At 69.2% G+C, this 23,406-nt stretch carries 19 protein-coding genes; 12 read left to right on the top strand and 7 right to left on the bottom strand.

Going from position 1 to position 23,406, the window contains the following annotated elements; translation table 11 throughout:
- Positions 1–452 precede the first annotated feature (452 nt).
- The 3 genes from ACZ41I_RS05725 to ACZ41I_RS05715 all read left to right on the top strand — a co-directional run bounded on the left by ACZ41I_RS05725 (position 453) and on the right by ACZ41I_RS05715 (position 4,689).
- Positions 453–1,754 carry an MFS transporter gene (locus ACZ41I_RS05725; RefSeq protein WP_468513232.1) on the top strand — a complete coding sequence of 434 codons (1,302 nt, stop codon included), beginning with the start codon at positions 453–455 and terminating at the stop codon, positions 1,752–1,754.
- Complete coding sequence (locus ACZ41I_RS05720) at positions 1,751–4,150, top strand: phosphotransferase (protein ID WP_468513231.1); 2,400 nt, start codon at positions 1,751–1,753, stop codon at positions 4,148–4,150. The genes ACZ41I_RS05725 and ACZ41I_RS05720 overlap by 4 nt, the downstream gene beginning before the upstream one ends.
- Positions 4,151–4,347: 197 nt before the next feature.
- Positions 4,348–4,689 (top strand): hypothetical protein, encoded by a 342-nt coding sequence (locus tag ACZ41I_RS05715; protein WP_399762938.1) that lies wholly within the window; start codon positions 4,348–4,350, stop codon positions 4,687–4,689.
- 416 nt (positions 4,690–5,105) lie between these two features.
- Here the strand turns inward: ACZ41I_RS05715 and ACZ41I_RS05710 are convergent, their stop codons facing one another.
- Positions 5,106–5,945 carry an SDR family oxidoreductase gene (locus ACZ41I_RS05710; protein ID WP_468513230.1) on the bottom strand — a complete coding sequence of 280 codons (840 nt, stop codon included), beginning with the start codon at positions 5,943–5,945 and terminating at the stop codon, positions 5,106–5,108.
- A 92-nt stretch (positions 5,946–6,037) separates the two neighbouring features.
- Between ACZ41I_RS05710 and ACZ41I_RS05705 the strand changes: the two genes are divergently transcribed.
- Complete coding sequence (locus tag ACZ41I_RS05705; RefSeq protein WP_399762941.1) at positions 6,038–6,409, top strand: winged helix-turn-helix transcriptional regulator; 372 nt, start codon at positions 6,038–6,040, stop codon at positions 6,407–6,409.
- A 144-nt stretch (positions 6,410–6,553) separates the two neighbouring features.
- Here ACZ41I_RS05705 and ACZ41I_RS05700 read toward each other — a convergent pair whose 3' ends face one another.
- Entirely contained in the window at positions 6,554–7,150 is a 597-nt protein-coding gene (locus ACZ41I_RS05700) for a TetR/AcrR family transcriptional regulator (RefSeq protein WP_468513229.1), read from the bottom strand.
- A 386-nt stretch (positions 7,151–7,536) separates the two neighbouring features.
- Here ACZ41I_RS05700 and ACZ41I_RS05695 point away from each other — a divergent pair, with 386 nt between their 5' ends.
- The 7 genes from ACZ41I_RS05695 to ACZ41I_RS05665 all read left to right on the top strand — a co-directional run bounded on the left by ACZ41I_RS05695 (position 7,537) and on the right by ACZ41I_RS05665 (position 14,561).
- Positions 7,537–9,996, top strand: a complete 2,460-nt coding sequence (locus ACZ41I_RS05695) for an ATP-binding protein (RefSeq protein WP_468513228.1) — start codon at positions 7,537–7,539, stop codon at positions 9,994–9,996.
- Between the two features lie 550 nt (positions 9,997–10,546).
- Positions 10,547–11,281: a chitinase gene (locus tag ACZ41I_RS05690; RefSeq protein ID WP_399762947.1), complete on the top strand. Its 735-nt coding sequence runs from the start codon at positions 10,547–10,549 to the stop codon at positions 11,279–11,281.
- 192 nt (positions 11,282–11,473) lie between these two features.
- Positions 11,474–12,298: a thaumatin family protein gene (locus ACZ41I_RS05685; RefSeq protein ID WP_468513227.1), complete on the top strand. Its 825-nt coding sequence runs from the start codon at positions 11,474–11,476 to the stop codon at positions 12,296–12,298.
- Positions 12,295–13,218 (top strand): glycoside hydrolase family protein, encoded by a 924-nt coding sequence (locus ACZ41I_RS05680; protein ID WP_468513226.1) that lies wholly within the window; start codon positions 12,295–12,297, stop codon positions 13,216–13,218. Before ACZ41I_RS05685 ends, ACZ41I_RS05680 begins: the two co-directional genes overlap by 4 nt.
- A 128-nt stretch (positions 13,219–13,346) precedes the next feature.
- Positions 13,347–13,775, top strand: a complete 429-nt coding sequence (locus tag ACZ41I_RS05675) for a septal ring lytic transglycosylase RlpA family protein (protein ID WP_468513225.1) — start codon at positions 13,347–13,349, stop codon at positions 13,773–13,775.
- 41 nt (positions 13,776–13,816) lie between these two features.
- A complete protein-coding gene (locus ACZ41I_RS05670; protein ID WP_468513224.1) occupies positions 13,817–14,221 on the top strand; it encodes a hypothetical protein in 405 nt (134 codons plus the stop codon).
- Positions 14,222–14,345: 124 nt separating this feature from the next.
- Positions 14,346–14,561 (top strand): hypothetical protein, encoded by a 216-nt coding sequence (locus ACZ41I_RS05665; protein WP_468513223.1) that lies wholly within the window; start codon positions 14,346–14,348, stop codon positions 14,559–14,561.
- A 280-nt stretch (positions 14,562–14,841) separates the two neighbouring features.
- Here the strand turns inward: ACZ41I_RS05665 and ACZ41I_RS05660 are convergent, their stop codons facing one another.
- Complete coding sequence (locus ACZ41I_RS05660; protein ID WP_468513432.1) at positions 14,842–16,428, bottom strand: protein kinase domain-containing protein; 1,587 nt, start codon at positions 16,426–16,428, stop codon at positions 14,842–14,844.
- 386 nt (positions 16,429–16,814) lie between these two features.
- On the opposite strand from ACZ41I_RS05660, the gene ACZ41I_RS05655 reads away from it, so the two are divergent.
- On the top strand, positions 16,815–18,191 hold the full coding sequence (locus ACZ41I_RS05655) for an MFS transporter (RefSeq protein ID WP_399762956.1): 1,377 nt from the start codon (positions 16,815–16,817) through the stop codon (positions 18,189–18,191).
- Positions 18,192–18,239: 48 nt separating this feature from the next.
- Here the strand turns inward: ACZ41I_RS05655 and ACZ41I_RS05650 are convergent, their stop codons facing one another.
- The 4 genes from ACZ41I_RS05650 to lnt form a co-directional block, all read right to left on the bottom strand.
- Positions 18,240–20,159 carry a helix-turn-helix domain-containing protein gene (locus ACZ41I_RS05650; protein WP_468513222.1) on the bottom strand — a complete coding sequence of 640 codons (1,920 nt, stop codon included), beginning with the start codon at positions 20,157–20,159 and terminating at the stop codon, positions 18,240–18,242.
- 76 nt (positions 20,160–20,235) lie between these two features.
- Positions 20,236–21,051, bottom strand: coding sequence for a 3-hydroxybutyrate dehydrogenase (locus tag ACZ41I_RS05645; protein WP_399762959.1), 816 nt, complete (start codon positions 21,049–21,051; stop codon positions 20,236–20,238).
- Between the two features lie 54 nt (positions 21,052–21,105).
- Complete coding sequence (locus ACZ41I_RS05640) at positions 21,106–21,585, bottom strand: NUDIX hydrolase (RefSeq protein WP_363217808.1); 480 nt, start codon at positions 21,583–21,585, stop codon at positions 21,106–21,108.
- Positions 21,586–21,737: 152 nt separating this feature from the next.
- Positions 21,738–23,348 (bottom strand): apolipoprotein N-acyltransferase, encoded by a 1,611-nt coding sequence (gene lnt / locus ACZ41I_RS05635; RefSeq protein ID WP_468513221.1) that lies wholly within the window; start codon positions 23,346–23,348, stop codon positions 21,738–21,740.
- Positions 23,349–23,406: the final 58 nt, after the last annotated feature.

Raw genomic sequence — 23,406 nt, 5'->3', positions numbered from 1 at the left:
GCAGATCGACGGCCGGACCGTCGGCGGCCTGTTGTACCTGCTGAAGCCGGCCGAGGACGTCAGCTTCCAGCACACCGACGGCCATCGGCTCTGACGCCGATTCCAGGCGACTGTTCTTCGGTCGCTCGTTGTCGAACTGGCGAGAATCCTCGCCAAGCGCCGGGGTCGCCGAGAAGTAGTCCTCAAAGGAAAGCCCTCCGGCGGCGACCTGTCGAGCCGCTCAGCAGGGCAGCCGCCCACCTCGGCCGCGCATCCCCTTGAAGGGGGCGGGTTGTCGGCCGCGGCCCGTACCGCGGTGCCGAGGAGGGCCGCTTCCCGTCCACCTGCGTCCAACTACCTGACCGGCAGGCCACGATGGCGTGATCTCGCGAACCCTTTGCTGCGCTGATCGTTGTTGTAGGTATGACGGTACGACGGTGGGATGGGCGAGGGGTGGCTGGGAGCGGGGTGTGGTGAGTGACGCCATGGTGGAGGGCAGCCTCTGGCGGCATCGGGGCTTTGTCCAGTACTGGAGTGCGAACGCTGTTGATCTTGTGGGCAGCGGTGTCACGCAGGTGGCGCTTCCGCTGATCGCGGTGGTGGTGCTGCATGCCTCGGTCTGGCAGGTCGCGTTGTTGTCGTTCGCGCAGAAGCTCCCGCCCCTGCTGGTGTCGCTGCCTGCCGGGGCCCTCGCGGACCGGTACCGCAAGCGGCCCGTGATGGTGGGTGCGGCGCTGGCGAGCGGCGCTGCGTTCCTCGTCGTCCCGCTTGCCGATGCCATGGGCCGGCTGTCTCTGGCGCTGCTGTACGGCGTGGCGCTGGTGAGCGCGGTTTCGGAGGTGCTCGGCTCCACCGCTCGTATCAGTTTCCTTCCGTCGCTGTTGCCTCGTCCACGGCTGTTGGAAGCCAACTCGAAGCTCGGTGGCATCAATTCGCTGGCCGACAGCGTAGGCTCCCAGCTCGGCGGCGCCGTGGTGACCGTCCTCGGCGCTGCCCCTGCCATCTATCTGGACGTCGCTTCCTACCTGGCCTGTGCCCTTCTCCTCGCCCGCGTCCACACCCCCGAAGCGGCTGCGGCGCGGCCCTCGACGCATACGACCTTCCGCGCCGAGATCGCCGAGGGAATGCGCTATGTGTGGTCCCATCCGACCATCCGGCCGTTGGTGCTCGCCGCCACCGCGTACGTCTCCGTCATGGCTTTCCTGAGCACGCTGTGGTCCGTCTTCCTTCTGCGTCAGCTGCACTATTCGAGCGCGGCGCTGGGCACGACGCTGAGCGTGGCGGCGCTCGGCGGGTTCTGCGGCGCGCTCGTCGTCCGCCGGGTGGTCGCGCGGTACGGGCCGGTGCGCGTCATGCTCACCTCCCTCGCCCTGGCCCCGTTCACTGAGGTGCCGCTCCTCCTCGCCACGCCCGGTCGCCCTTGGCACATCGCCATCGCTGTCGCCATGTTCGTCCAGTTGGGGTGCGCCGTCGCGCAGGGCTCCACGCAGCGCACCATCCGTCAGGCCGTCTGCGACCCTGCTCTGCAGGGTCGCATGCTCGCCACGAGCCGTTGGGTGGTCTACGGCTCCCAGCCGGTGGCCGCCCTCCTGGCCGGCGCTGTCGGGACCTGGCTGGGGTTGTGGAACGGCCTGGCCGTCGGCACCCTCGCCCTGGCCGTCCCGTTCCTCGTCCTGCGATCTTCCTCGCTTGTCGATGTGCCTCAGAGCACCGCCGTCTCCAAAGAAGCCGATCGGGCAAGCGTATGCCCGCACAATGAAAGTGATGCCGCATGAACTCCGGAGGATTTCCGGGCCAGACCCGTCCATCGCGCCCCGTCGGCCGGTACGTTCCTGCCAGGGGCATCTACACGGAGTCGGCCCGCCTTCAGCGGCTCGGCTGGCTTCGCTCCGTCACCCGGGCGGGGCTGAGCTCCCTGCAGCACACACAGCTTGACGCCGGCAAGCTGACCGGGAACATCGAGGGATTCGTTGGTGCCGTCGAGATCCCAGTCGGCATCGCCGGGCCCCTGCTGTTCTGCGGGGAGAACGTCCAGGGTGAGATCTATGCCCCCATGGCGGCCACCGAAGGCGCCCTTGTCTCGTCGGCCACGCGGGGCGCCCTGGCCGTCACCATGGCAGGTGGGGTCACCACCCGGGCCGTCTCCCAGGCGATGACGCGCGCGCCTGTCTTCGCCTTCTACCGGCTGTCGGCTGCCGGCCGTTTCGCGTCGGCGATCCCCCGGCATATCGGCGACCTCCGCGCGGCTGTCCGGCAGGTCTCCCACCACGCCGAACTCGTCTCGATCGAACCCGTGGTGCTGGGCAGGACCGTTCATCTGAGGTTCAGGTACACCACCGCGGACGCGGCTGGGCAGAACATGACCACGGCCTGCACCTGGCACGCTTGCCAATGGATCCTGAAGCAGCCTCACCTGACCGGAGACGAGGAGCTCGAATCCTTCATCATCGAGGGCAACACCTCCGGCGACAAGAAAGCGTCGGCCCAGGCGATGGCGGAAGGCCGTGGAACCCGGGTGTCCGCTGACTGTCTCCTGCCAGGAGGCGTTGTCGAGCGGGTGCTGAAGACAACCCCGGACGAGCTGGTCAGGGGCTATCAGCACATCGCAGCGGGAGCTGTTCACAGCGGCGTGCTGGGCTCGAACGCCAACACCGCCAACATGGTGGCGGCGATCTTCACCGCGACGGGACAGGACATCGCCTGCGTGCACGAGTCGAGTGTGGGGCAGTTCATCCTCGAACGCAGGCCGGACGGCGTCTATGCGAGCATGACCCTCCCCAGCCTGGCGATCGGTACGGTCGGGGGTGGCACCCACCTGCCTGCGCAGCACGAGCTGCTGGAAGCGATGGGGTGCACGGGCCGGGGAAGCACGGCTCGACTGGCGGAAATCATCGCGGGCTTCGCACTGGCCCTGGATCTCTCGACGGTCTCGGCAGCCGTTTCCGGGCAGTTCGCCAGCGCCCATGAACGCCTCGGTCGCAACAGGCCAGTCCGCTGGTTCCAGCTCGACGAACTCGACCCCGAATTCTTCGAGTCGGCGCTGGGCACCTCCGAGTCGCCGGGTGCCAAGGTCACCAGCGTCGAAGCCTTGCACCTTCCCATGGGGCCCAGCGTCCTGTCGGAGCTGACGTCGCGCACGGTGAAGAAGGCCGTCGGGCTCTTTCCGATGCAACTGAGGGTCAACCGCGGTGATGTCGAGGAAAAGCTGGACGTCATGGTCAAGATCAAGCCCACCGACCGGGAGGTCATCAAGATGGCCGGACTGGCGGCCGGACTGTGCGGCGGCCCGGTGGCAACCCACTACCGCAGATTCGAGGAACGTCTCGGCTTCGTCGGGTGCGATGTACGGGAATTGGCTCTGTACGAGCAGACCGATCCCCGTTTCACCAGCCTGGTGCCGCGCCCCTACCGGACCTATCGCGATGACCGCAGGGAGGCGTACGTCATCGTGATGGAGTGCCTGAGCGACATGGAACTGATGGACACATCGGAGCATGCCCGCGGATGGTCACGCCGACATCTCGGCATCACCCTGCGCGACCTCGGAAAGCTCCACTCCATCTGGTACCGCAAAGAACCGGCGCTCCTCCGGATGCCGTGGATCGGGCACGTCCCCAATGCCGCCGACATGATCGGGATGAGGGACCTGTGGCTGGCCCTGGCCGACCACTCGGTCGAGGAGTTTCCTGAAATCGTCGACGGACGCCATCACGATCGGCTGGTCTCCTACATCGGAACCATCGACCGCTGGTGGCCGCAGATCGAGGCGATGCCCAGAACCCTCGTGCACAACGACTTCAATCCCCGCAACCTCGCCGTCCGGGCGGACGGCAGGCTGTGCGCGTACGACTGGGAACTCGCCACCCTGCACATCCCCCAACACGACCTGGCCGAACTGCTGTGCACCGCCCTCGACCCCGCTGACATCAACGCGACGCTCGTCGGAGAACTCTCCGAACTCCATCGCAGGTCACTCGAAATCCACGCCGGAACCGCCGTCGACAGGGCCCAGTGGGAATCCGGGTACCGCCTCGCCCTCAGGGACCTGGCGGTCAACCGCTTCGGGCTCTACTTCGTGGCACACACCGTTCGTCACTACGGCTTCCTCGAACAGTGGTGGCGGAACCTGTGGGCTCTGATCGACCTGGCGGAAGCGGCCGATGAGAGCTGATTCCCGATCAGGGGCAACCATTTGCCGCTTTGCGTTTCTTCGGACCGTAACTCGGATCACTCCATTCCGTTAGTCCAGGTGGGCGAGAGGCGGTAGTACCACATGAAGTGGGCCGCGCTTCCCCCGTCCCTTATCCCATTTCCAAAAGACAAGGCGGACCAATGGGTTCACTCAAGCGATTCGTAGTTCTGTCCGGTATGGCGGTGGCAGTCCTGGCCTCCCCCGCGTCCATCGCGGCAGCGAGCGCCGACACGATCGACCTCGGGGCGGGCGGCCTGCTGTCCAACATCGACGGCCGGAACGCCTCGGCACACTCCAACCTGTGCGGCGCCAGCAGGGTGGGCCTCCTCAGCGACCGGACCTGTGTCACCCGGTACGACTCCCACCACCGCCACGACAACGACCGTCAGGTGACCGGCCCGAGCGGCGGCCTGCTCTCCAACACCGACTCCCGTAACGCCTCCGGATTCAGCAACAACTGCGGGACGGACACCATCGGAGTCCTCAACCACACCACCTGCGTCACCGAAGAAAAGTAGGACACACGGGCAGGCCACAACCGGTACAGCGGCGCGCCCGACACGCCGTAACTTGCGCATCGGCGACACCGACCTCGGGCCTTCCTCCGGCACCCGAAAGATCTGCTCGGCGCCGAACAATGCGATTGGCCACATAGAGGGTGCCGTGCTCGCCCTCGTCGTCGTCCAGCCGGATCTCGATGCGTCCGTCGGCGGCGCCAGTCGGGTGCGCGTCGGGCGCGTGCAGGTCCCCCAGCAGGAACGGCTCGTCCGCGAGGACCCTGGCCCTGCGGCGGTCTGTTCTGCAGGGCCTGCCCTGAGGGCCACCTGCGCGGCCCTGTACCACGCGCGTCGACGACGGTGGCACTACGCAGGCGGGTGGCCTCGTGCGGCCGCAGCCGTACGAGGCCGCCCTGGGGCTTCGGTTGGGTTGTGCCTCAGCGGAAAACGGCGATGCTGCGGGCGACCCAGTCGTCGAAGGGGCGCGGGGCGCGGCCGAGGACTCGTTCCACGTCCGGGCTGATCCGCAGTTCGGCGGGGTTCGGGGCGGAGATGATGTCCAGGGTGTCGTCGGCGAGTTCCGCCGGCACGAACCGGGTCATCGTGGCCTTGGCCTCGTCGCGGGTGAGTTCGTGGAAGCGTACAGGCGAGCCGAGCGCGGCGGCGATCGCCTCCGCCTGCTGACGCGGCGTGATGACCTCCGGCCCGGTCAGCTCGTACACCCCGCCGGTGTGCCGGTCGTCCAGCAGGCAGGCCGCCGCGACCTCTGCGATGTCCGCCGGGTCGATGACCGGCACCCCTACGTCGCCGAAGGGCGCGGCGACCGTCCCTTGCGTGCGGATGGACTCCGCCCAGGCCAAAGCGTTGGAGGCGAAACCGCCCGGTCGCAGGACGGCCCAGTCCAGGCCGGACTCCCGCAACGCGTCCTCCACCGCGCGCATCGCGACCCGTGACGCGCCGAGCGGCCTGGTCGCCACACCCTGCGAAGACAGCAGGACGACCCGGCGGACCCCACTGGCCGCGGCCAGGCCGATGATGTCGGCCGGCCTGGCTTCGGGGGCGTGCAGGTCTCCGGACAGCAGGAGGAACAGGGCCTTCGCCCCGTCCAACGCGGGTGTGAGGCTTGCCGGCTCGGCCAGGTCGGCCGTCACATGCCGGACTCCGTCCGGCATCGCCACCGCGTGCCGCGACACCGCGGTCACCTGCTCGCCCGCCTTGGCCAGGGCCTGCGTCAAAGGTCGGCCCACATTCCCGGTAGCCCCGGTCACCACGATCACGTTCAGCTCCTAGTCCGTTGTGTGCTGCGGTAATTGACGCTAGGAGGCGGGCTTACTTTTCGTAAGAACATACCCAGAGGTAAGCTCCCGACGTGAAGGAAGGTGCGCAGCTGACGCAGGCTGGGACAGGCAATCGGTATGAGGTGTTTCACACCGACTGCCCCGCGCGAAACGTGGTCGACCACGTGACCAGCAGATGGGGTATCTGGGTGCTGATCTCCTTGCGGAGCAACGACCTTCGGTTCCACGAGCTGCGCGACAGCATCCAGGGCATCAGCGAGAAGATGCTCGCTCAGACCCTGCGCGCGCTGGTCCAGGACGGCTTGATCTGGCGGGAGGTAGAGCCGACGACGCCGCCCCAGGTCACCTACGGGCTGTCCGAGTTCGGTCAGGACGTCAGCGAGCCGCTGACGGACTTGTTCAACCGGATCACACAGCGGCTAGCGCCGCGCAGCCCGGGATAGTGCGGTAGTGGTCGGCCTCGAAGGCGAATCCAGCGTGACCTGGTGACCTACAGCCTCCAGGCCGCGCTGCGCAGCAGCGACCTGGGACAGTGCGGGGAGACCTCCTCGAAAGGCTCCCCGGGTGACTGGCAGGTCGATGGTCGATCAGGGCAGGCCGGCGGCGTCCAGCCCGGAGCGCAGAAGGGTGAGCAGGTCGGCCAGCGCCGTCGGCGGATCCGGTTCGAGCGTGACGAGCATCACCGCGTCGATGATGAATCGGGCCACTGCGCGGATCCGCAGATCGGGGGTCTCCAGGCCACGGTCGGCCGCGAGCGCGTCGGCCAGGGTGTCCGCGTGCCGTAGCCACATCTGCTGCCAGTGGGCGCGCAGTGCCGGGGTGCCGTGCACGAGCGCGAGGAATGCCTCGAACTGTTCCCGCTCCCGCGGATCCGCTGCAGGCAGTGACATCAGGTACTCCTGCACGGCGTCGAGTACGTCACGGCCAGGAGAGCGCTGACCGACCGCGGCGACGAGGCCGGCATCGATCTCCGGCTCCAGGTCGAAGAGCAGCGCTTCCTTGCTGCGGAAGTACGAGAACAGGGTCGGCACCGAGACATCGGCGGCATCGGCGATCTCCGCCACGGTGACCGCGTCGTAGCCGCGTTCGAGGAACAGCCGCAAGGCCGCGTCGGCCAGTGCCCGGCGGCTGCGGGCCTTCTTGCGCTGCCGCAGGCCGGGCGCTGAACGGTTCGGTTCAGTCACACGTCGAACCTAACAGGTTCCACAGCGATGCAAATTCTTAAGTGGCTTAAAAACTTCAGTGGTTGAAGAACCGTCAGCTGCTGTGCTTCACTCGTGCCGCCGGCCGCCGAGTCGGCAGGCGGCAGTGGAGAGGCCCCCGAAAGTCCCGTCGGCGATGCCGCCCTCCATCCATTGCCCCGCCCGAGATCCAACAGCGTTCAGCGCCGGTGAGTCCGAGTGACAATCGACCGCTGCAGGTGAACGCCGCCTGGACACACCACCGCCCACTGCTGAGACGCCGCCACGGAGAAGCAGGAACTCCCGCCGTAATTCGAAAGGAGTATCAGGTGCAGCGCGACGTAGATCCTCATGGGATTCGGCTTGAATCACCCACGTTCTCTTGCGGTATGTGCGGCAGACCGATTCGCCGAGGCTCCGCAGATGACATCGGGACCGGCAAGAAGCGTTCGCGATACTGCTCGAACGCCTGCCGTCAGCGCGCCTACCGTCAGCGGCTCAAGAACGACGGAATCAGTGCGTCGACCACAACCGGGATATCCCGTTTGAGCAGTTTCATCGGCCGCATCGATGAGCTGGTCGAGCTGAAGCGGCTGGTGCGCACCACACGACTGCTGACCCTGACAGGGCCCGGGGGTGTGGGCAAGACGCGCCTGGCGGTGGAGTTGACGGCTCTTGAACAGCGCGGCGGACGCTGTGAAGTCAGCCTTGTCGAACTGGCGTCGGCGACCACGGGGGAGCAAGCGCGGCAGCGGATCACCGAAGCGCTCGTGGGAACCAGGGAAGGGCGTGCCCCCATGGTGGGGGCACGGAGCGGGACGGGCTACGACCGCGATCGGCTTCTGGTGCTCGACAACTGTGAGCATGTGCTCGACGACTGCGGGCTGGCCCTCAGCGCGTTACTCCCTCGCTGTCCGGGACTGCGCGTCGTGGCCACCAGTCGCGAACCCTTACGGTTACCGGGCGAGACGGTGTACTCGGTGGGCGGTCTCTCCCTGCCGGATCCCTGTGGCGGCGGATCGCTCGACGGCTTGCTGCGCTCGGACGCCGTCCGGCTCTTCGTCCACCGGGCTCAGGCCGTCTCCTGCGGATTCCAGCTCACCGAGGACAACGCCGTACACGTCGTCGCGTTATGCGCCAGGCTGGACGGGCTGCCGCTGGCGCTGGAGCTGGCGGCCGGTCTCGTTCGGGCTTTTCCGCCGGGCGAGATCCACCATCGGCTGGACGACCGCCTTTCCCTCCTGACCTGCGGATGGCGTACGGCGGATCGACGTCATCAGAGTCTTCGCTCGGCCATCGAATGGAGCTATGACCTGCTGACGCCTCAGGAGCGGTCGCTGTTCCGGTCACTGTCGCTGTTGCCGGGCGGATTCGGGACGGATGCCGCCGCGGCCGTCGCCGCGGACCATGGCATACCCCCGTCGGCCGTGCCGCAGCTGCTGGCCGGCCTTGAAGCCAAGTCCCTCATCGTCCCCGGTGCCGACCGGGCGGGTTCCGCCCGGTTCCAGATGTTGGAGTCGATCCGGTGTTACGGGCACGAACGGCTCCGTGCCGAAGGTGAGGAGATACGGGCCTACGACCGTCTCGTGGACTGGCTTGCGGAACTCGCGCGCCCGTTCCGGGACGCAGCACTCACCCCTGCCAGGACCTGCCGACGGCTGGAGGAGGAACGCGACAATCTCACGTCTCTGCTGCAGTGGTTGAGCGTGGGAAGCGACCCACGCCAGCTCCTCCTCGCCGGGGCGCTGGCCCTCGTGGACATCAACCGGGGGTACGCGGCGGAGTCCCGGACGATGCTGGCCGGGGCGTTGGACCGAACGGATCCGGGGGCGGGCGACCGCAGCATCGCTCTGTGCATGCAGGCGCTGCTCATCGCGTGGGAGGGGAACACCGGCGAAGCGGTACAGCTTGCGCTGCGGGCAGTGACGCTCGAGCGCCGGCGCCCGCAGCGCCGCGATCATCTGATCTGTCGCATGCTGCTGGTGCTGACCCTGGCCCGGACGCAACACGGCGACCAGAGCTCGGGGACCGATCTCGAGGAGTGTTTGGAGATCAGCCACCGGCTCGGCGATCGCGTCATGACCGCGTTCTGCCTGATCCTCCTCGCCTGGCAGTTGCTCGGCGCCGGCGATACGGTCCAGGCGGTTCGGCTGGTCGACCAAGCCCTCCCGATCCTGCGGGGCGAGGCCAATCCGGTCCTGCTCCGGGTGATGCTGCACACGGCCGGCGTCCTCGCCCTGGAACGGGACGACTGCGCTGCGGCGGAGGCGTACTTCGCCGAGGCGCTGGGAGACACGAACCACGTGAGCGACGCGGCTCACCTGGGCGCAGCCGGTCCCGCGCTCTGGGGCCTGGCTGTCAGCGCGGCGCGGGGCGGTCGGTTCGAGCGGGCGCTGCGGCTGTTCGCGGCCGTCGAAAGGTACGACGTGTCCGCGGCCCTCGTACTGCCTCCCTGGTTCCGGGCGCGGGTGGAGGAGGCAGCAGCCACAGCGCTGAGGGCGCTGCCCAAGGAACGGGCCGAGGGTGCGCTTGCGGCAGGGCGCCGGCTGGGTCCACGACAGATCATGCACTATGCACGGGACGAGCAGCCGGCAACCGCACCCGATGGGGACGACCCGCTCAGCCCGCGCGAACGGGAAGTGATCGACCTGGTGGCTGCCGGACTCACCAATCGACAGATAGCGGCCCGGTTGTATCTGTCGGTTCGCACCGTCGAGACCCACGTCCGCAATGTCCGCACCACGCTCGGGCTGCGTTCCCGTACCCATGTCGCCGCATGGTCCGCACGGCGGGCGCAGGCCGTGCCCACACGCACCGAAGGAGGGGCCGGGGCAGGGTCCGTGGTGTAACGGTGTTCGTCACCGCAAACCACGTCCGCTGATGTGCCGTTGACGAGCCGGAGCGGCATCCGCGCCGCCAGGGTGAGGAAGGCACGGCGGCCGGCGCCGCCAGGAGAGATGAGTGACCCCTGGCGGCGCCTTTTGTGCGCTCGCACGTCGTGCCGTTGTCGCCGTAGCCGACGCCAAGGCTGCGAGGCCGCCCGATCCGCCGACCCGTCATGTCTTCCTCCACGGCCCCGAGCCGCCGTCCTGTGCCACCGGCGGCGGGGCCCGCTCGGAGGCCGCATTTCCCATGTCCAGCGCGACGGGGCGGCGGAGACGAGACCGGTGTCCGCGTCACGTCGGCGTAACGGTGGGCATTGCCGATGCGGCGGCTCTCCGGGCTGAGGATTCTTGTATGCGCAGTTCGATCCCGTGGCGGTGACCGAAAGGAAGAGGCCCGCCTGCTGATGCGACGCCGCCCTTGTCCGCGCCCATGCGGGCGTGCAGCGACGGTCGCGCCGGAAGCGGATCGCCCCCCATCCAGGCACTCTTCGAGGAGTTCTCCGTGCGCATTGCCATGTCCACTACACATATGGCCGTGGCCGCCGCAGCCGTGGTGGCCGCCGCATCGACGGTTGTCCTTCCCGCCACTTCTGCCACAGCCGTGACCGCAAAGCCCGCGGCGGCCTCGGCCGACTTCGTCGTAAGCCAAGCCCAGTTCCAGCACATGTTCCCGAACAAGAACCCGTTCTACACCTATGCCGGGCTGCGGAACGCGATGAACTCCTTCCCGGCCTTCGCCCACACGGGCAGCGACACGGTCAAGAAGCAGGAGGCGGCAGCCTTCCTGGCCAACGTCAGCCACGAGACCGGCGGCCTGCGATACACAAAGGAGCAGAACCCCGCCAACTACCCGCACTACTGCGACGCGAGCCAGCCGTACGGCTGCCCGGCCGGCCAGGCGGCCTACTACGGCCGCGGACCGATGCAGCTGAGCTGGAACTTCAACTACAAGGCAGCGGGTGACGCGTTGGGCATCGATCTGCTGCACAACCCGAACCTCGTGGAGACCGACGCCACGATCTCGTGGAAGACCGCGCTGTGGTACTGGACCACTCAGTCGGGTCCCGGCTCCATGACGCCGCACAAGGCGATGGTCAGCGGTGCCGGATTCGGTGAGACGATCCGCAGCATCAACGGCGCGCTGGAGTGCAACGGCCAGAACCCCGCCGAGATGCAGGACCGTGTCAACCTCTACCGGCAGTTCACGCAGACCCTGAATGTCGCCCCCGGAGACAAGCTGACCTGCTGAACGCGCCGGTGGCGGCGGTCCGCCACCACCACGCCGCCATCGCACGCTGTCGCACCCACCGTGGCGCCTGGCCGGCAGGCGACGCCCTTGGCCCCAGGAAGCCGGCACACAACCGGCCTCCCCTCCGCCTTGCCGCGGTCGCCTTCCCGCGCCCTCCAGAACCCGATCGTTGACTTCATCCGGCGAGGAATCATGCGCAGAACACCTCTGAAAATCCCCCTGCGGCTTTCCCTGACAACCCTCCTGACCGGCCTGGTCGCCACGATCGCAGCAGCGCTGTTGGCGGCCACACCGAGTACGGGCGCGGGTGCGGTTGCTCCACGCTCCGTCGCACCGGCTGCCGCGGCGGCGGTCGACCACACGGTCACGTTCGTCAACAGCAGCGGCAGGAAGATCTGGATCGGTAGCGCTGTCAACGCCGACGAGTCGAAGAACTTCGACAAGCTGCCGATCCTGGAGCCCGGCCAGTCGGCGACGGTGACCATTCCCGAGACGACGGCGCCCGGCCACTGGCGCGGAAAGTTCTTCGCGCGCATGGGATGTACCGGGACACCAGGCAGCACCTTCCACTGTGCGGTCGGGGACTGCGGCAAGTTCGCCGACCATTGCGCCAAGGGCACCGGAGAACAGCCCGTCAGCCTCGCCGAGTTCAACTTCGACTCCAAGGACGCTGCCGCTCCCTGGTACGACGTGAGCTACGTGAACGCGTTCTCGGTGCCGATCACGATCGCCCCCCGGAACGTGAGCCCCGGCGGTGGCGGATGCGACACGGTGGGCTGCGCGAACAACCTGCTGCCGAACTGTCCCGCGGACAATCTGACGCGCTGGGCGGACGGCAAGCCGATGCTGTGCACCAACCCCAACCGGGACGCCAGGACGGCCTACAGCGACATGATCGCCTCCCATTGCCCGAAAGCCTATGGGTGGTCCCGGCAGGACCAGGAGCCGGGCAACAAGGTGATGCAGCAGTGCAGCAAGTGCAGCGGCTTCCTCGTGACCTTCCACCGCGCCTCGTGACCGCAGACCACGCGGCCCCTGGCCGTGCATGCGGCTCGACGAGCGGCCGGATGAAAAGGAAGGAAGAAGCCATGCGAAAAACACCCGACTTACGTGGTCTCGCCGTGATTCTGGCGGCTCTGACCCTGCTCGCGTTCGGCAATCGTGCGGGCACCCCCACCGGCGCGGTGAACGCGTCCTCCGCCACGGTGAAGAAGAAGGGCGTCAGCGCCTGGAACTTCACCGGCGTCACCAACGCGCTGGCCGACTCGAAAGCCGGTTGGTTCTACACCTGGTCCTCGGGCAAGCAGCAGATCACACCGCCGTCCGGGGTCGAATTCGTGCCCATGATCTGGGGCAAAGGCTCGGTGACCGATACGGAACTCGGTCAGGCCGAACAGCAGGGCAAAACCCTGCTCGGGTTCAACGAACCCGATATGCCGGGGCAGGCCGACATGACCGTGCCGCAGGCGCTCGATCTGTGGCCCCGGCTGCAGTCGACCGGCATGCGGCTCGGAGCGCCTGCCGTCGCCACCGGCGCCGACGTCGCGGACGGCTGGCTCGACCGCTTCATGAAGGGCGCCGCCGGCCGTCACTACAAGGTCGACTTCATTCCCCTGCACTGGTACGGCGGGGACTTCGACGCCACGCATGCGACGGCCCAGCTGCGGAACTACCTCCAGGCCACCTACAACCGCTACAAGAAGCCGATCTGGCTCACGGAGTACGCACTGATCGACTTCTCCACCGGCGCCCCGAGGTATCCGACACAGGCACAGCAGGCCGCGTTCGTGAAGCAGTCGACCGCCATGCTGCAGGGGCTGCCGTTCGTCGAACGGTATGCATGGTTCACCCTCTCCACCAGCCGCGGTGACGGCACCGGACTCTACAACGGTGCGACGGCCAACGAGGTGGGCGCCGCCTATCGCGCGGCCGGCTGAGAAACAGCCCCCTTCATCCGGCAACAGCCGGGCCGGGCGCACGCATGCCGCCACGGACAAGGAGCACCACGCTCCCTTCACCGGTCCACCACGCCGTGAAACGAAGCCACATGAAACGAGGAACGAGCATGAGCAAGCGAAAGCTCTACGTCCCACTGGCCGCAGGGGCCGTCGCGCTGACCGCCGTACTGGGGCTCTCCCCGGCGAGTTCGGCCGCGCCCAGGGCCCCGCAGGCCGGGACCTGCTGGGCGACGCACTACGGTCCCATACCCCCCGGGGCCCTCACGGCCAGCGGCGAGGTCTTCGACAACAACAAGAACACCGCGGCGACCTCACTGACACGCAATCCGCAACTGCCGTTCGGGACCCGTGTGAAGGTGACCAACGTCGCGAACGGCAAGTCCCTCGTCGTGCGCATCAACGACCGCGGCACCTTCCAGCAGACGCCGCAGGAACCGAAGTGCCTCGACCTGACCGACGGTGCCTTCGGCCGTCTCGGCGGCAGCCTCAACCCCGACGCCGGCCACATCGTGGTCCAGCAGCAGGTCCTGAACTGATCCCGGGCTCTCGACACCACTGTCGCCAGAAGGAGAACTTCGTGATCACCATCAGGCAGAAGACGGTAGTCGGACTGGCCGCACTCGCGGCCGGCTTCGGTCTTGTCTCTCTCGCCGCCCCCGCCGGGGCGGCCGCTCCCGCGGCCCCCGTCATCCACCGCTGCGACGCGCACCACACCACTCCCGGGAGCCACCTCTTCGTCCGGCTCCAGACCGGTGACGAGGGACTCTGCTTCACCGGCCAGGGCACCACGACGGACGTCCAGAACCTGACCCCGTTCGAAGCGATCAACCTCAAGCCCGCCGACGGCAGGCTCATGCAGGTGACCGTCACCTACGTCACCGCGATGGGCGAGCAGAAGGACAAGGACCTCAACCGCGAGGGCCAAGTCTTCAGGTTCCCGGGTTACGCGTTCCTCAAGAAGGTTGTCATCAAGCCCCTTTGACGACCGACGGGTCCCTGGCCGGTGGCCCTCGGTCCCTGGCCGCCCAGTCCGGGACGCGCCACCCGCAACACCCGGCGAACCGCAGATTTCGTCCGGCTCGCAGGGAAAACCACTCGGCGCGGCCGTGGAAGACGGCGGCCGCGCCGAGTACCGCCCACGCACCGTTCCGCCCGGGGAGTTCGTACCGCCGGAACACCCTGGCCGCCCGGGCAAGACGCCGTCGCTCGCCTCAACCGAGGCCGTGGGCCTGCGGAAGGCCGCCGGCCGCAGCGTGATCGCCCAGCATCGCCTGCTCCCCCACGAACTGGCACTCTTCGACACCAACGCCCGTATGCGCTGAACGCCTGCCGGGCATGGCGCAGCGAGCACGAGTGCTGTCCCACCTTCGAAGACCAGTTTCCTCTCGCGGACCAGCTCTGGGACTGCGGCCCGTCTTCCTCGGCGTCGCTGGACTGGGACCTCGAACACACTGCACGACTCCACGGCCCTGGCTCCGGCAGCGATACGTCATGGCCCGGCCCCACTAAGCGCACCAGTTCCTCGTGGCTCCGCTCAAGGCCCGCACACCCGCAGACTCGTGCGGGTCCTGTCCGGGGGCCGTGCGCGTTCGTCCGTCCCTCTCATCGGCGGGCTGCGGTGACCTTCACGCTGCACTGCAGATCAGCGAGGTATACCTGGGTGTGTCCGCTCGGGTCGAGCTTGAGCGGGCCGCCGCCTTTGGAAACTGTTCCCAGGTCGACGGCCTCTCCGTTCGTGGCGTCGCGTAGATCGAGCCTGCAGTCGCCAGCGCCGTTGAAGTCCATCACTCGCACGGATATCGGCCCCCGCGGACTGAAGGCTTCGGTGTCGCCCGTGCCGTACTGGCGGGTGAAGGGCGGCGCCGTCGCTCCCGCTCCGGATCGGTGGATCACCTGGCAGCCCGAGTTGTTGGCCGCCCAGCGAAACGGTCCTGAGGTGTGTACCAGGAACGACTTGGTGCCGTAGTTCTCAAATTCCTGCTGCTGACCGGTTTCGGTGTTGGTCAGCGTAACGGTGCAGCCATTGTCCCGGCCCCCGATCTGGTCGCTGACGACGAGCCGCCACGGTGACGCTGCGGTGAAGCCTTCGGATGCGCGGCTGCTTCTCTTCCCGGACGGCTCGCTCTGCGAAACCTTGGCGGGCCCGGTGTGGTCCGGCAAGAGCTGGGCCGCGGCCGTTCCACCGGCCGCGAAGACCACGGCCGCACCGGCGGCCCATGCGACACGTCGGCGCCGCGGGTGTTTCGCTGGTGTGACACCCGTGAGGCCCGGCACCGCTCCATGCGGCGACTGCACGCCGCTCTGCAGGCCCGAGAGCACCCTCTCCACCTCATCCCGCATCGCCTCGGCGGTAGGGAAGCGGAGCGCCGGGTCCTTGCTCAGCGCCCGGGCCACCAGCGCGTCCACTGCCGAGCTGATCGCCTGGTTGATGCTGGACGGCGCCGGCGGCTGCTCCTGGATGTGCTGGTAGGCGATGGAGAAGGCGGTGTCCCCGTCGAACGGCGGCCGCCCGGTGAGAAGTTCGAACAGCATGCACCCCACCGAGTACAGGTCGGTTCGGGCGTCGATGCTCCTGCCCAGCGCCTGCTCCGGTGCAAGGTACTGGGGCGTGCCCACCACCGCACCCGTCTGCGTCATGGACGTGACACCGGACTCCAGAGCGCGGGCGATGCCGAAATCCATCACCTTCACCACCCCGCGCGGGGTGACCATCACATTGCCCGGCTTGATGTCCCTGTGAACCAGTCCCTGTTCATGAGAGGCGGCCAGCGCCGCGAGCACATCCGCGGTGATCCTCAGAGCACGGTCGCAGGTCATCGCGTCGTGCTTGTCGATCTCCTCTCGGAGCAGTGCGGACAGCGACGCGCCCTCGACGTACTCCATGACGATGTACGGCACCGGGCCGACGTCCGGAACGACGTCTTCACCGCTGTCGAACACCGCCACGATGTTGGTGTGGCTCAGCCGCGCCACCGCCTGTGCCTCGCGGCGGAACCGTTCGCGGAACGACGGGTCGTGCCCCAGGCCGGTGTGGAGCGTCTTGACCGCCACCAGGCGCCTCAGCACGGAGTCGTGTGCGAGGTGGACGGTCGCCATCCCGCCCTGGCCCAGTAGCCGCTGCAGCATGTACCGGCCGTGGCCCACCGTGCGCGATCCGGCACCCGCCTCACCCGTGGTGTCATCACCCATCGGTCTCAACATCCCCCTCGCCCGCCGGGCCGCGTGCGCTGCGCGCCCGTGGTCCGCAGACCACCGGGGCCTCGCTCGGCCCCCAAACGAGCACAAGATTATCGGCACGGACCACCGCACCACCGGCCGCGGTGACCGACGGGCCGGCGCCGCGGACACCGCCAGGTCTGTGCGTCGCCTCCCGATAATGCCCGAACAGCGCAACTCGGACAGCGCCCGCCTCAGTCCCATTGAGGCCGTCACCGAGGCCCCGGCAGCCCCCATGGGGTGCGCACGCACTCCCAGTCCCAAAACTATGGTGTCCCACCACATACGCCTCTGACCTGCACGTTCCTACGGTGTGGCGACACGCAAACGTCCCCGTCGAACGCCAGGAAGTGGTGCCGATGTCCTCCCCCGCGACCGCTCCGCCAGCCCCGTCCAACCTCCCCCGCATCGTCGCCGCCAGCCTCATCGGCACCACCATCGAGTGGTACGACTTCTTCCTCTACGGCTCGGCCGCCGCGTTGGTGTTCAACAAACTGTTCTTTCCGGGCTCCGACCCGCTCGTCGGGACGTTGCTGTCGTTTCTGACGTATGCCGTCGGGTTCGCGGCCCGTCCGTTGGGAGCGCTCGTGTTCGGGCACTACGGTGACCGGCTGGGGCGCAAGAAGCTGCTGGTGCTGAGCCTGGTGCTGATGGGCGGGGCGACGTTCGCCATCGGGCTGTTGCCCACGCACGCCACCGTCGGGTCCGCCGCGCCCGTACTCCTCACCGTGCTGCGGCTCGTGCAGGGGTTCGCGCTCGGCGGTGAGTGGGGCGGTGCCGTTCTGCTGGTGTCGGAGCACGGGGATGCCCGGCGGCGTGGTTTCTGGGCCTCGTGGCCGCAGACTGGCGCGCCGGCGGGGCAGTTGCTCGCGACCGGTGTGCTCTCGCTGCTGACCGCCGTGCTCTCCGACGACGCCTTCGGGACATGGGGCTGGCGGATCCCGTTCCTGCTCTCCGGCGTGCTCGTGCTCATCGGCCTGTGGATTCGACTGTCCGTCGATGAATCGCCCGTGTTCAAGGAGGCCTTGGCGCGGGTCGAGGCCCGGCGCGCGGACGAGCCGGAGAAGCTGCCGCTCGTCTCCGTACTGCGGCATCACTGGCGGGACATACTGGTGGCGATGGGCGCGCGCATGGCCGAGAACATCAGCTACTACGTCATCACCGCCTTCATCCTGGTCTACGCCACCACCTCGGCCGACGTCTCCAAGCAGACCGCGCTCAACGCCGTGCTCATCGGTTCCGCCGTGCACTTCGCCGTCATCCCGGCCTGGGGCGCGCTGTCCGACCGGGTCGGCCGGCGGCCGGTGTATCTGTTCGGCGCGGCCGGAGTCGGGCTGTGGATGTTCCCGTTCTTCTCTCTCACGGACACCGGTTCGTTCGGGTACCTGGTCATGGCCGTGACCGTCGGGCTCGTACTGCACGGCGCCATGTACGCACCCCAAGCCGCCTTCTTCGCCGAGATGTTCGCCACCCGGATGCGGTACTCGGGCGCGTCCATCGGCGCCCAGTTCGCCTCCGTGGCGGCGGGCGCGCCGGCCCCGCTCATCGCCACCGCACTGCTCGACGACTACGGCAGCTCCACCCCGATCGCGCTGTACGTGATCGCCGCCGCGGTGCTGACCCTGGTTGCCGTGGGAGTGGCCCGGGAGACGCGGCACCGGGATCTCGCCCGCGTCGAGGACGAGAGCGGCGAGTCCGCCGGTGCCAGTCCTGCCGCCGAGGCGCGGACGGTCTGACCGGGGAGTGCTGCACCCGTGATCCCCGTACGGCAGTCCGTACGGGGATCAGTGTCTGTCCGAGGCCGCCAACCGGTGCAGCCTGAGGGCCAGTTGGATCTCCAGGGCGCGGGCCGGGCCCTGCCAGTCCTCCCCCAGCAGCCGGCCCACCCGCTCCAGCCGCTGGGCGACCGTGTTCACATGGACGTGCAAGGCGTCCTTGGTGCGGGCGGGGCTCATCCCGCAGGCGAAGTAGGCGTCCAGGGTGTGCAGCAGTTCCGTGCCACGGCGCTCGTCGTAGGACACGACCGGGCCGATGGTGCGGTCGACGAAGCCGGCGACGTCCCGGTCGCCTGCGAGGAGCAGACCGAGGAAGCCGAAGTCCTCGGCCGCCGCGCCGTCCCCGGCCCGGCCCAGCAGGTGCAGCGCCTCCAGACAGCGACGGCCCTCGGCGTAGGCGGCTGCGACGGCCTCGGGGCGCACGGTGAGGTCGGTGACCGGGGCCGAGGCGCCGACTGTGACAGGTTGGTGGACGGCGGTGCCCAGATGGCGGGCCGTGCGGCGGGCCACCTCGGTGGCGGTGTCGCCGGCGGTGAGCGGCAGCAGCAGGACGGTGCCGCCGTCGCGTGCGGCGGCCAGGCCCTGCCGGGTCGCGGCGAGGTGGGAGGCGGCCGACCACAGGCGACGGCGGGCCGCGGCCTCCTCCTCGGCGTCGGCCGCCGGGCCGTCGAGGCGGGCGGCGAGCACGACATGGGTGGCGTCCAGGTCGGCGTCGAGCCGGGCGGCGCGTTCGCGCAGCAGGCGCGGATCCCGGTCGCGCGCGTCCAGCAGGTCGTCCAGCAGCTCGCCGCGCACGCGCTGTTCGGCCTCGGCCGCCGAGCGGCGGGCGAGCTGGAGCAGCGAGGTGACCATCGCCGCGCGTTCAAGGGTGCGCTGGTCGACGGGGTCGAGGCCGGGGTGCCCGCGCAGGACCAGCGCGCCGAGGAGTTCGCCGCCGGCTGCGACGGCGGCGATCCAGTCGCTGCCGAGCCGTACGGCGTGTCCCTCGGCGCGGGACGCCTCCAGTGCCTCTGCCGGTGCTGCCTCCGCCTCGGTGAACTCGACGGTGCTGTCGAGGACTTGGGAGACGGCGGCGGCCACGTCGTGCACCCCGCCGCCGTGCAGGACGAGTTCGGCGAGCCGGTCGTGCACGTCGGAGGCACGCTCGATGACGGCGCTGCGGTCCCGGATGATCTCGTTGGCGCGCTCCAGGCCGGCCAGGGCCGCGCGGGTCTCGGTGAGCAGATGGGCGGTGTCGATCGCGGCTGCGGCGAGCGCGGCGAAGGAGCCGAGCAGGGCGATCTGGGCGCGTTCGAAGACGCGTTCCCGGCGGTCGGCGGCGAACAGGACGCCGATGACGTGCGGGCCGAGCATGAGGGGGACGCCGAGGATGGCGACCAGGCCTTCGTCGCGGACGCCGGCGTCGATGGTGAGGGTGTGCTGGAAGCGGGCGTCCTTGAAGTAGTCGTCCGTGACGTACGGCCGGGTCGTCTGGGCGACCAGGCCGCCGAGCCCTTCGCCCATGCCCAGGCGCAGTTGCTGGAAGCGGGCGGAGACGGAGCCCTCCGTGACCCGCATGTAGGTGTCGCCGCGCGCCGGGTCGTTCAGGGTGAGGTAGGCGACGTCCGTGCCGAGCAGGGAGCGGGCGCGCTGCACGATGGCCTGCAGGACGGCGTCGAGATCGCGCAGGCCCGCGAGGTCGTGGGCCGTTTCGAAGAGCGCGGACAGTTCGGCCTCGCGCCGTCGGCGTCCCTCCAGTTCGGCCCGTACGCGCAGGGCGAGCCGCTTGGCCCGTTCCAGCGCGGCGATGCGGTCGGCCGGTCTGCCCTCGGCACGGGCGAGCAGCACCGGCTGCTCGTACGCCTCCGGGGAGGCGTCGCGGGCCAGCAGTTCGAGGTACGCGGCCTCGGCGCTGCCGCTGGGTGCCGACTGAACGTGATCGCGGGACATGGTCACAGGATTCCGTATCGGCCGCCCGGCCCGTCAGGCCTGTGGAAAACTCCGGGGCCGGGCGCCGCCGGGCCCTTCAGTGGGCCGTCCATCCGCCGTCGAGCACCAGCGAGGTGCCGGTGACGAAGGACGCCTGCGGGCTGCACAGGTAGGCCACCGCCTCGGCGACCTCCTCCGGTTCGATGAGCCGCTGCACCGCGCTGTCCTTCAGCAGGACCTCGGACAGCACCCGCTCCTCGGGAATGCCGTGCGCCTGCGCCTGGTCGGCGATCTGCTTCTCGACCAGGGGCGTGCGCACATAGGCCGGGTTCACACAGTTCGAGGTCACCCCATGGGCGGCGCCTTCCAGAGCGGCCGTCTTCGACAGGCCCTCCAGACCATGTTTGGCGGCCACATAGGCGGACTTGAAAGCGGAGGCGCGCAGCCCATGGACGGAGGACACATTGACGATCCGGCCCCAGCCCTGTGCGTACATGTGCGGCAGGGCACCGCGGATGAGGCGGAACGGCGCCTCCAGCATCACCGTCAGCACGGTGTGGAAGACCTCGGGCGGGAACTCGTCGAGCGGGCGGACCAGTTGCAGTCCGGCGTTGTTGACCAGCACGTCGGTGCCGGCGGCGGCGCGTTCGGCGGCGTCCAGGTCGGTGAGGTCCACGACGTGCGGTACGACGGCGCCCACCAGGTCGCCGGTGCGTTCCGCGTGCTGGGCCAGCTCGGCCAGACCGGTCGCGTCCCGGTCGACGGCGCGCACCTGGGCACCGGCGGCGGCGAGCCGCAGGGCGCAGGCGCGGCCGATGCCGCTGGCGGCACCGGTGACGAGGGCGGTGCGGCCGCCGAGGTCGAGAGAGAGGGGCTGCGGGCGCAGGCCGGGCAGCCGGCTGGGCGAGGTCATGTGCCGACCCTAAGCGGAAGCCACCCGTCACCCCATGTGGTGGCAACCCATACTTCAGCCCACAGCCGTAGGGTCAAACCATGTGGGGGCCTCGGACATGGCCTGCTTGATCCGGAAGCGGCCGAACTCCTGGAGATCGGGCAGCGCGTCGACCTCGAACCAGCCCACTTCCAGGGACTCGTCGTCGTTGACCCGGGCCTCGCCGCCCACGGCCCGGCAGCGGATGGTGATGTCCATGAACTGGCAGCAGTCACCGTTGGGGTAGGTGATCGGGTTCAGGGCCTGGACCAGGACGACCCGCTCGGCCACGCAGTGCACCGCCGTCTCCTCGAAGACCTCCCGCACGGCGCAGGCCGCAGGCTGCTCACCCGGCTCCGGGATGCCGGCGATCACCGCCCACTTTCGGGTGTCGGACCGTCGGCCCAGAAGCACCCTGCCCTCGTCGTCGAAAACAATCGCGGTGATCCCGGGAAGCCAGAGCAGCTGCGGGCCGGCGGAGGCCCGGAGCGTGCGGATGAAGTCAGGAGTAGCCATGGGCCCGACCCTAACCGGCCGGGCACGCGCTCCCCCGGCCGTTCAGGGAGGATACGCACCGTTTCGGAGGCGGATGCCGGTCGTACGGCTACAAGGCGCCGAAACCTGCTGGTCGTACGGCTGCACGTCACCCGCCCGTACCGGTCGTACGGCTACACGCCACCCGCGCGCCGACGGCGCAGCCCCGACCCGATCGCCCAGCCGAGCCCGCCCGCTGCGACCAGCACCAGGGCGACCTCCGGCAGGATGCCCAGCTCGGTCGCCGGGGTCTTCGACGTGCGCAGCGGCACCTTCTGCACGAGATAGGCGGGCACGAACATGCCGGTCTTCTGGGTGATCCTCCCGTCCGGCATGATGATCGCGCTCACGCCGCTGGTCACCGGCACGGTCACCGTGCGGCTGTGTTCGACGGCGCGGATCCGGGACATGGCGAGCTGCTGGTAGGTCATCTCGCTGCGGTCGAAGGTCGCGTTGTTGCTCGGGACGGAGATCATCTCCGCGCCGTGCGTCACGGTGTCCCGCACGGCCCAGTCGAACGCGGCCTCGTAGCAGGTGGCGAGGCCCACCTTGGCGCCGTCGATGTCGAACACGCCCGGCGTGCCGCCCCGGCTGAAGTCCTGCCGGACCATGCCGGTCCAGTTCTTGTTGACCGCGCCGACGAGCCCGCGCAGCGGGAGGTACTCGCCGAACGGCTGTATCTGCCGCTTGTCGTAGGTCTGCGTCGGCCCCTTGACCGGGTCCCACAGGATCTGCTCGTTGAGCAGTTTGCCGTCCTTCTCGACGACGCCTCCGACCGAGACGGGCACACCGACCGCCTTGGCCGCGCCCTCGATGACGGCGGCCGCGTCAGGATTGGTGTAGGGGTCGATGTCGGAGGAGTTCTCGGGCCACAGCACGTAGTCGGGCTTCGGTGCCTTCCCCGCCTTGATGTCGGCGGCGAGCTTGAGCGTCTCACGTACGTGGTGGTCCAGGACGGCCCGCCGCTGGGCGCTGAACTCCAGTCCCGATCGCGGCACGTTGCCCTGGATGACCGCGACGGTCCTGGTGCCGTCCTCGGCCTTGTCGCTGACCAGGGGCCGGGCGGCGACCGCGCCCGCCACCGGAACGGCCATGCTGAGCAGCGCTGCGGCAGCGGCCCCGCGCCGCACGGCACGCGTGCGGCGCCGCTCGACGATCAGCCGGCCTGCCTCGTACAGGCCGAATCCGCACAGCACGACGGCGAAGCCGAGCACGGGCGTGCCGCCCACCGCGGCGAGCGGCAGGAAGACGCCGTCCGCCTGCCCGAACGCGATCTTGCCCCAGGGGAAGCCCCGGAAGGGCGCACGCGCGCGTACCGCCTCGCCCGCGATCCAGAGGGCGGCCGCCCACACCGGCCAGGCGGGGAGCCGGGAGACGGCGGCGACACCGGCACCGACCAACGCGATGAAGACCGCCTCGATCGCGACGAGTGCCAGCCAGGGACCGGGACCGACCTCCACGCCGGTCCACACCAGCAGCGGCAGCAGGAAGCCCAGCCCGAAGAGGTAGCCGAGGCCGAGGGCCGCCTTCCAGGCGCGGCCGCGCAGCACCCAGCCGAAGCCGGCGAAGGCGGGCAGCGCCAGCCACCACAGGGGGCGCGGCGGGAAGCTGAGGTAGAGGAGCACTCCGCAGAGCGCGGAGGCGACGGCCGGGACCAGGCGCAGCAGCCGGCCGCCGTGCACGCCGGAGGCGGAGGGCGACCGGAGCTGGTCCGGCTGGTCCACGGAAGTTGCGGTGACGGTCACCCGGGTGAGTGTACGGCGGGGCCTGCGCCGCCGACAGCGCGGTACGGGGACCGTACCG

This window comes from Streptomyces sp. NPDC030799 (assembly GCF_055572255.1).
Note: the sequence above shows the minus strand (reverse complement) of the source record. Positions and strands in the feature narration are given on the sequence as shown.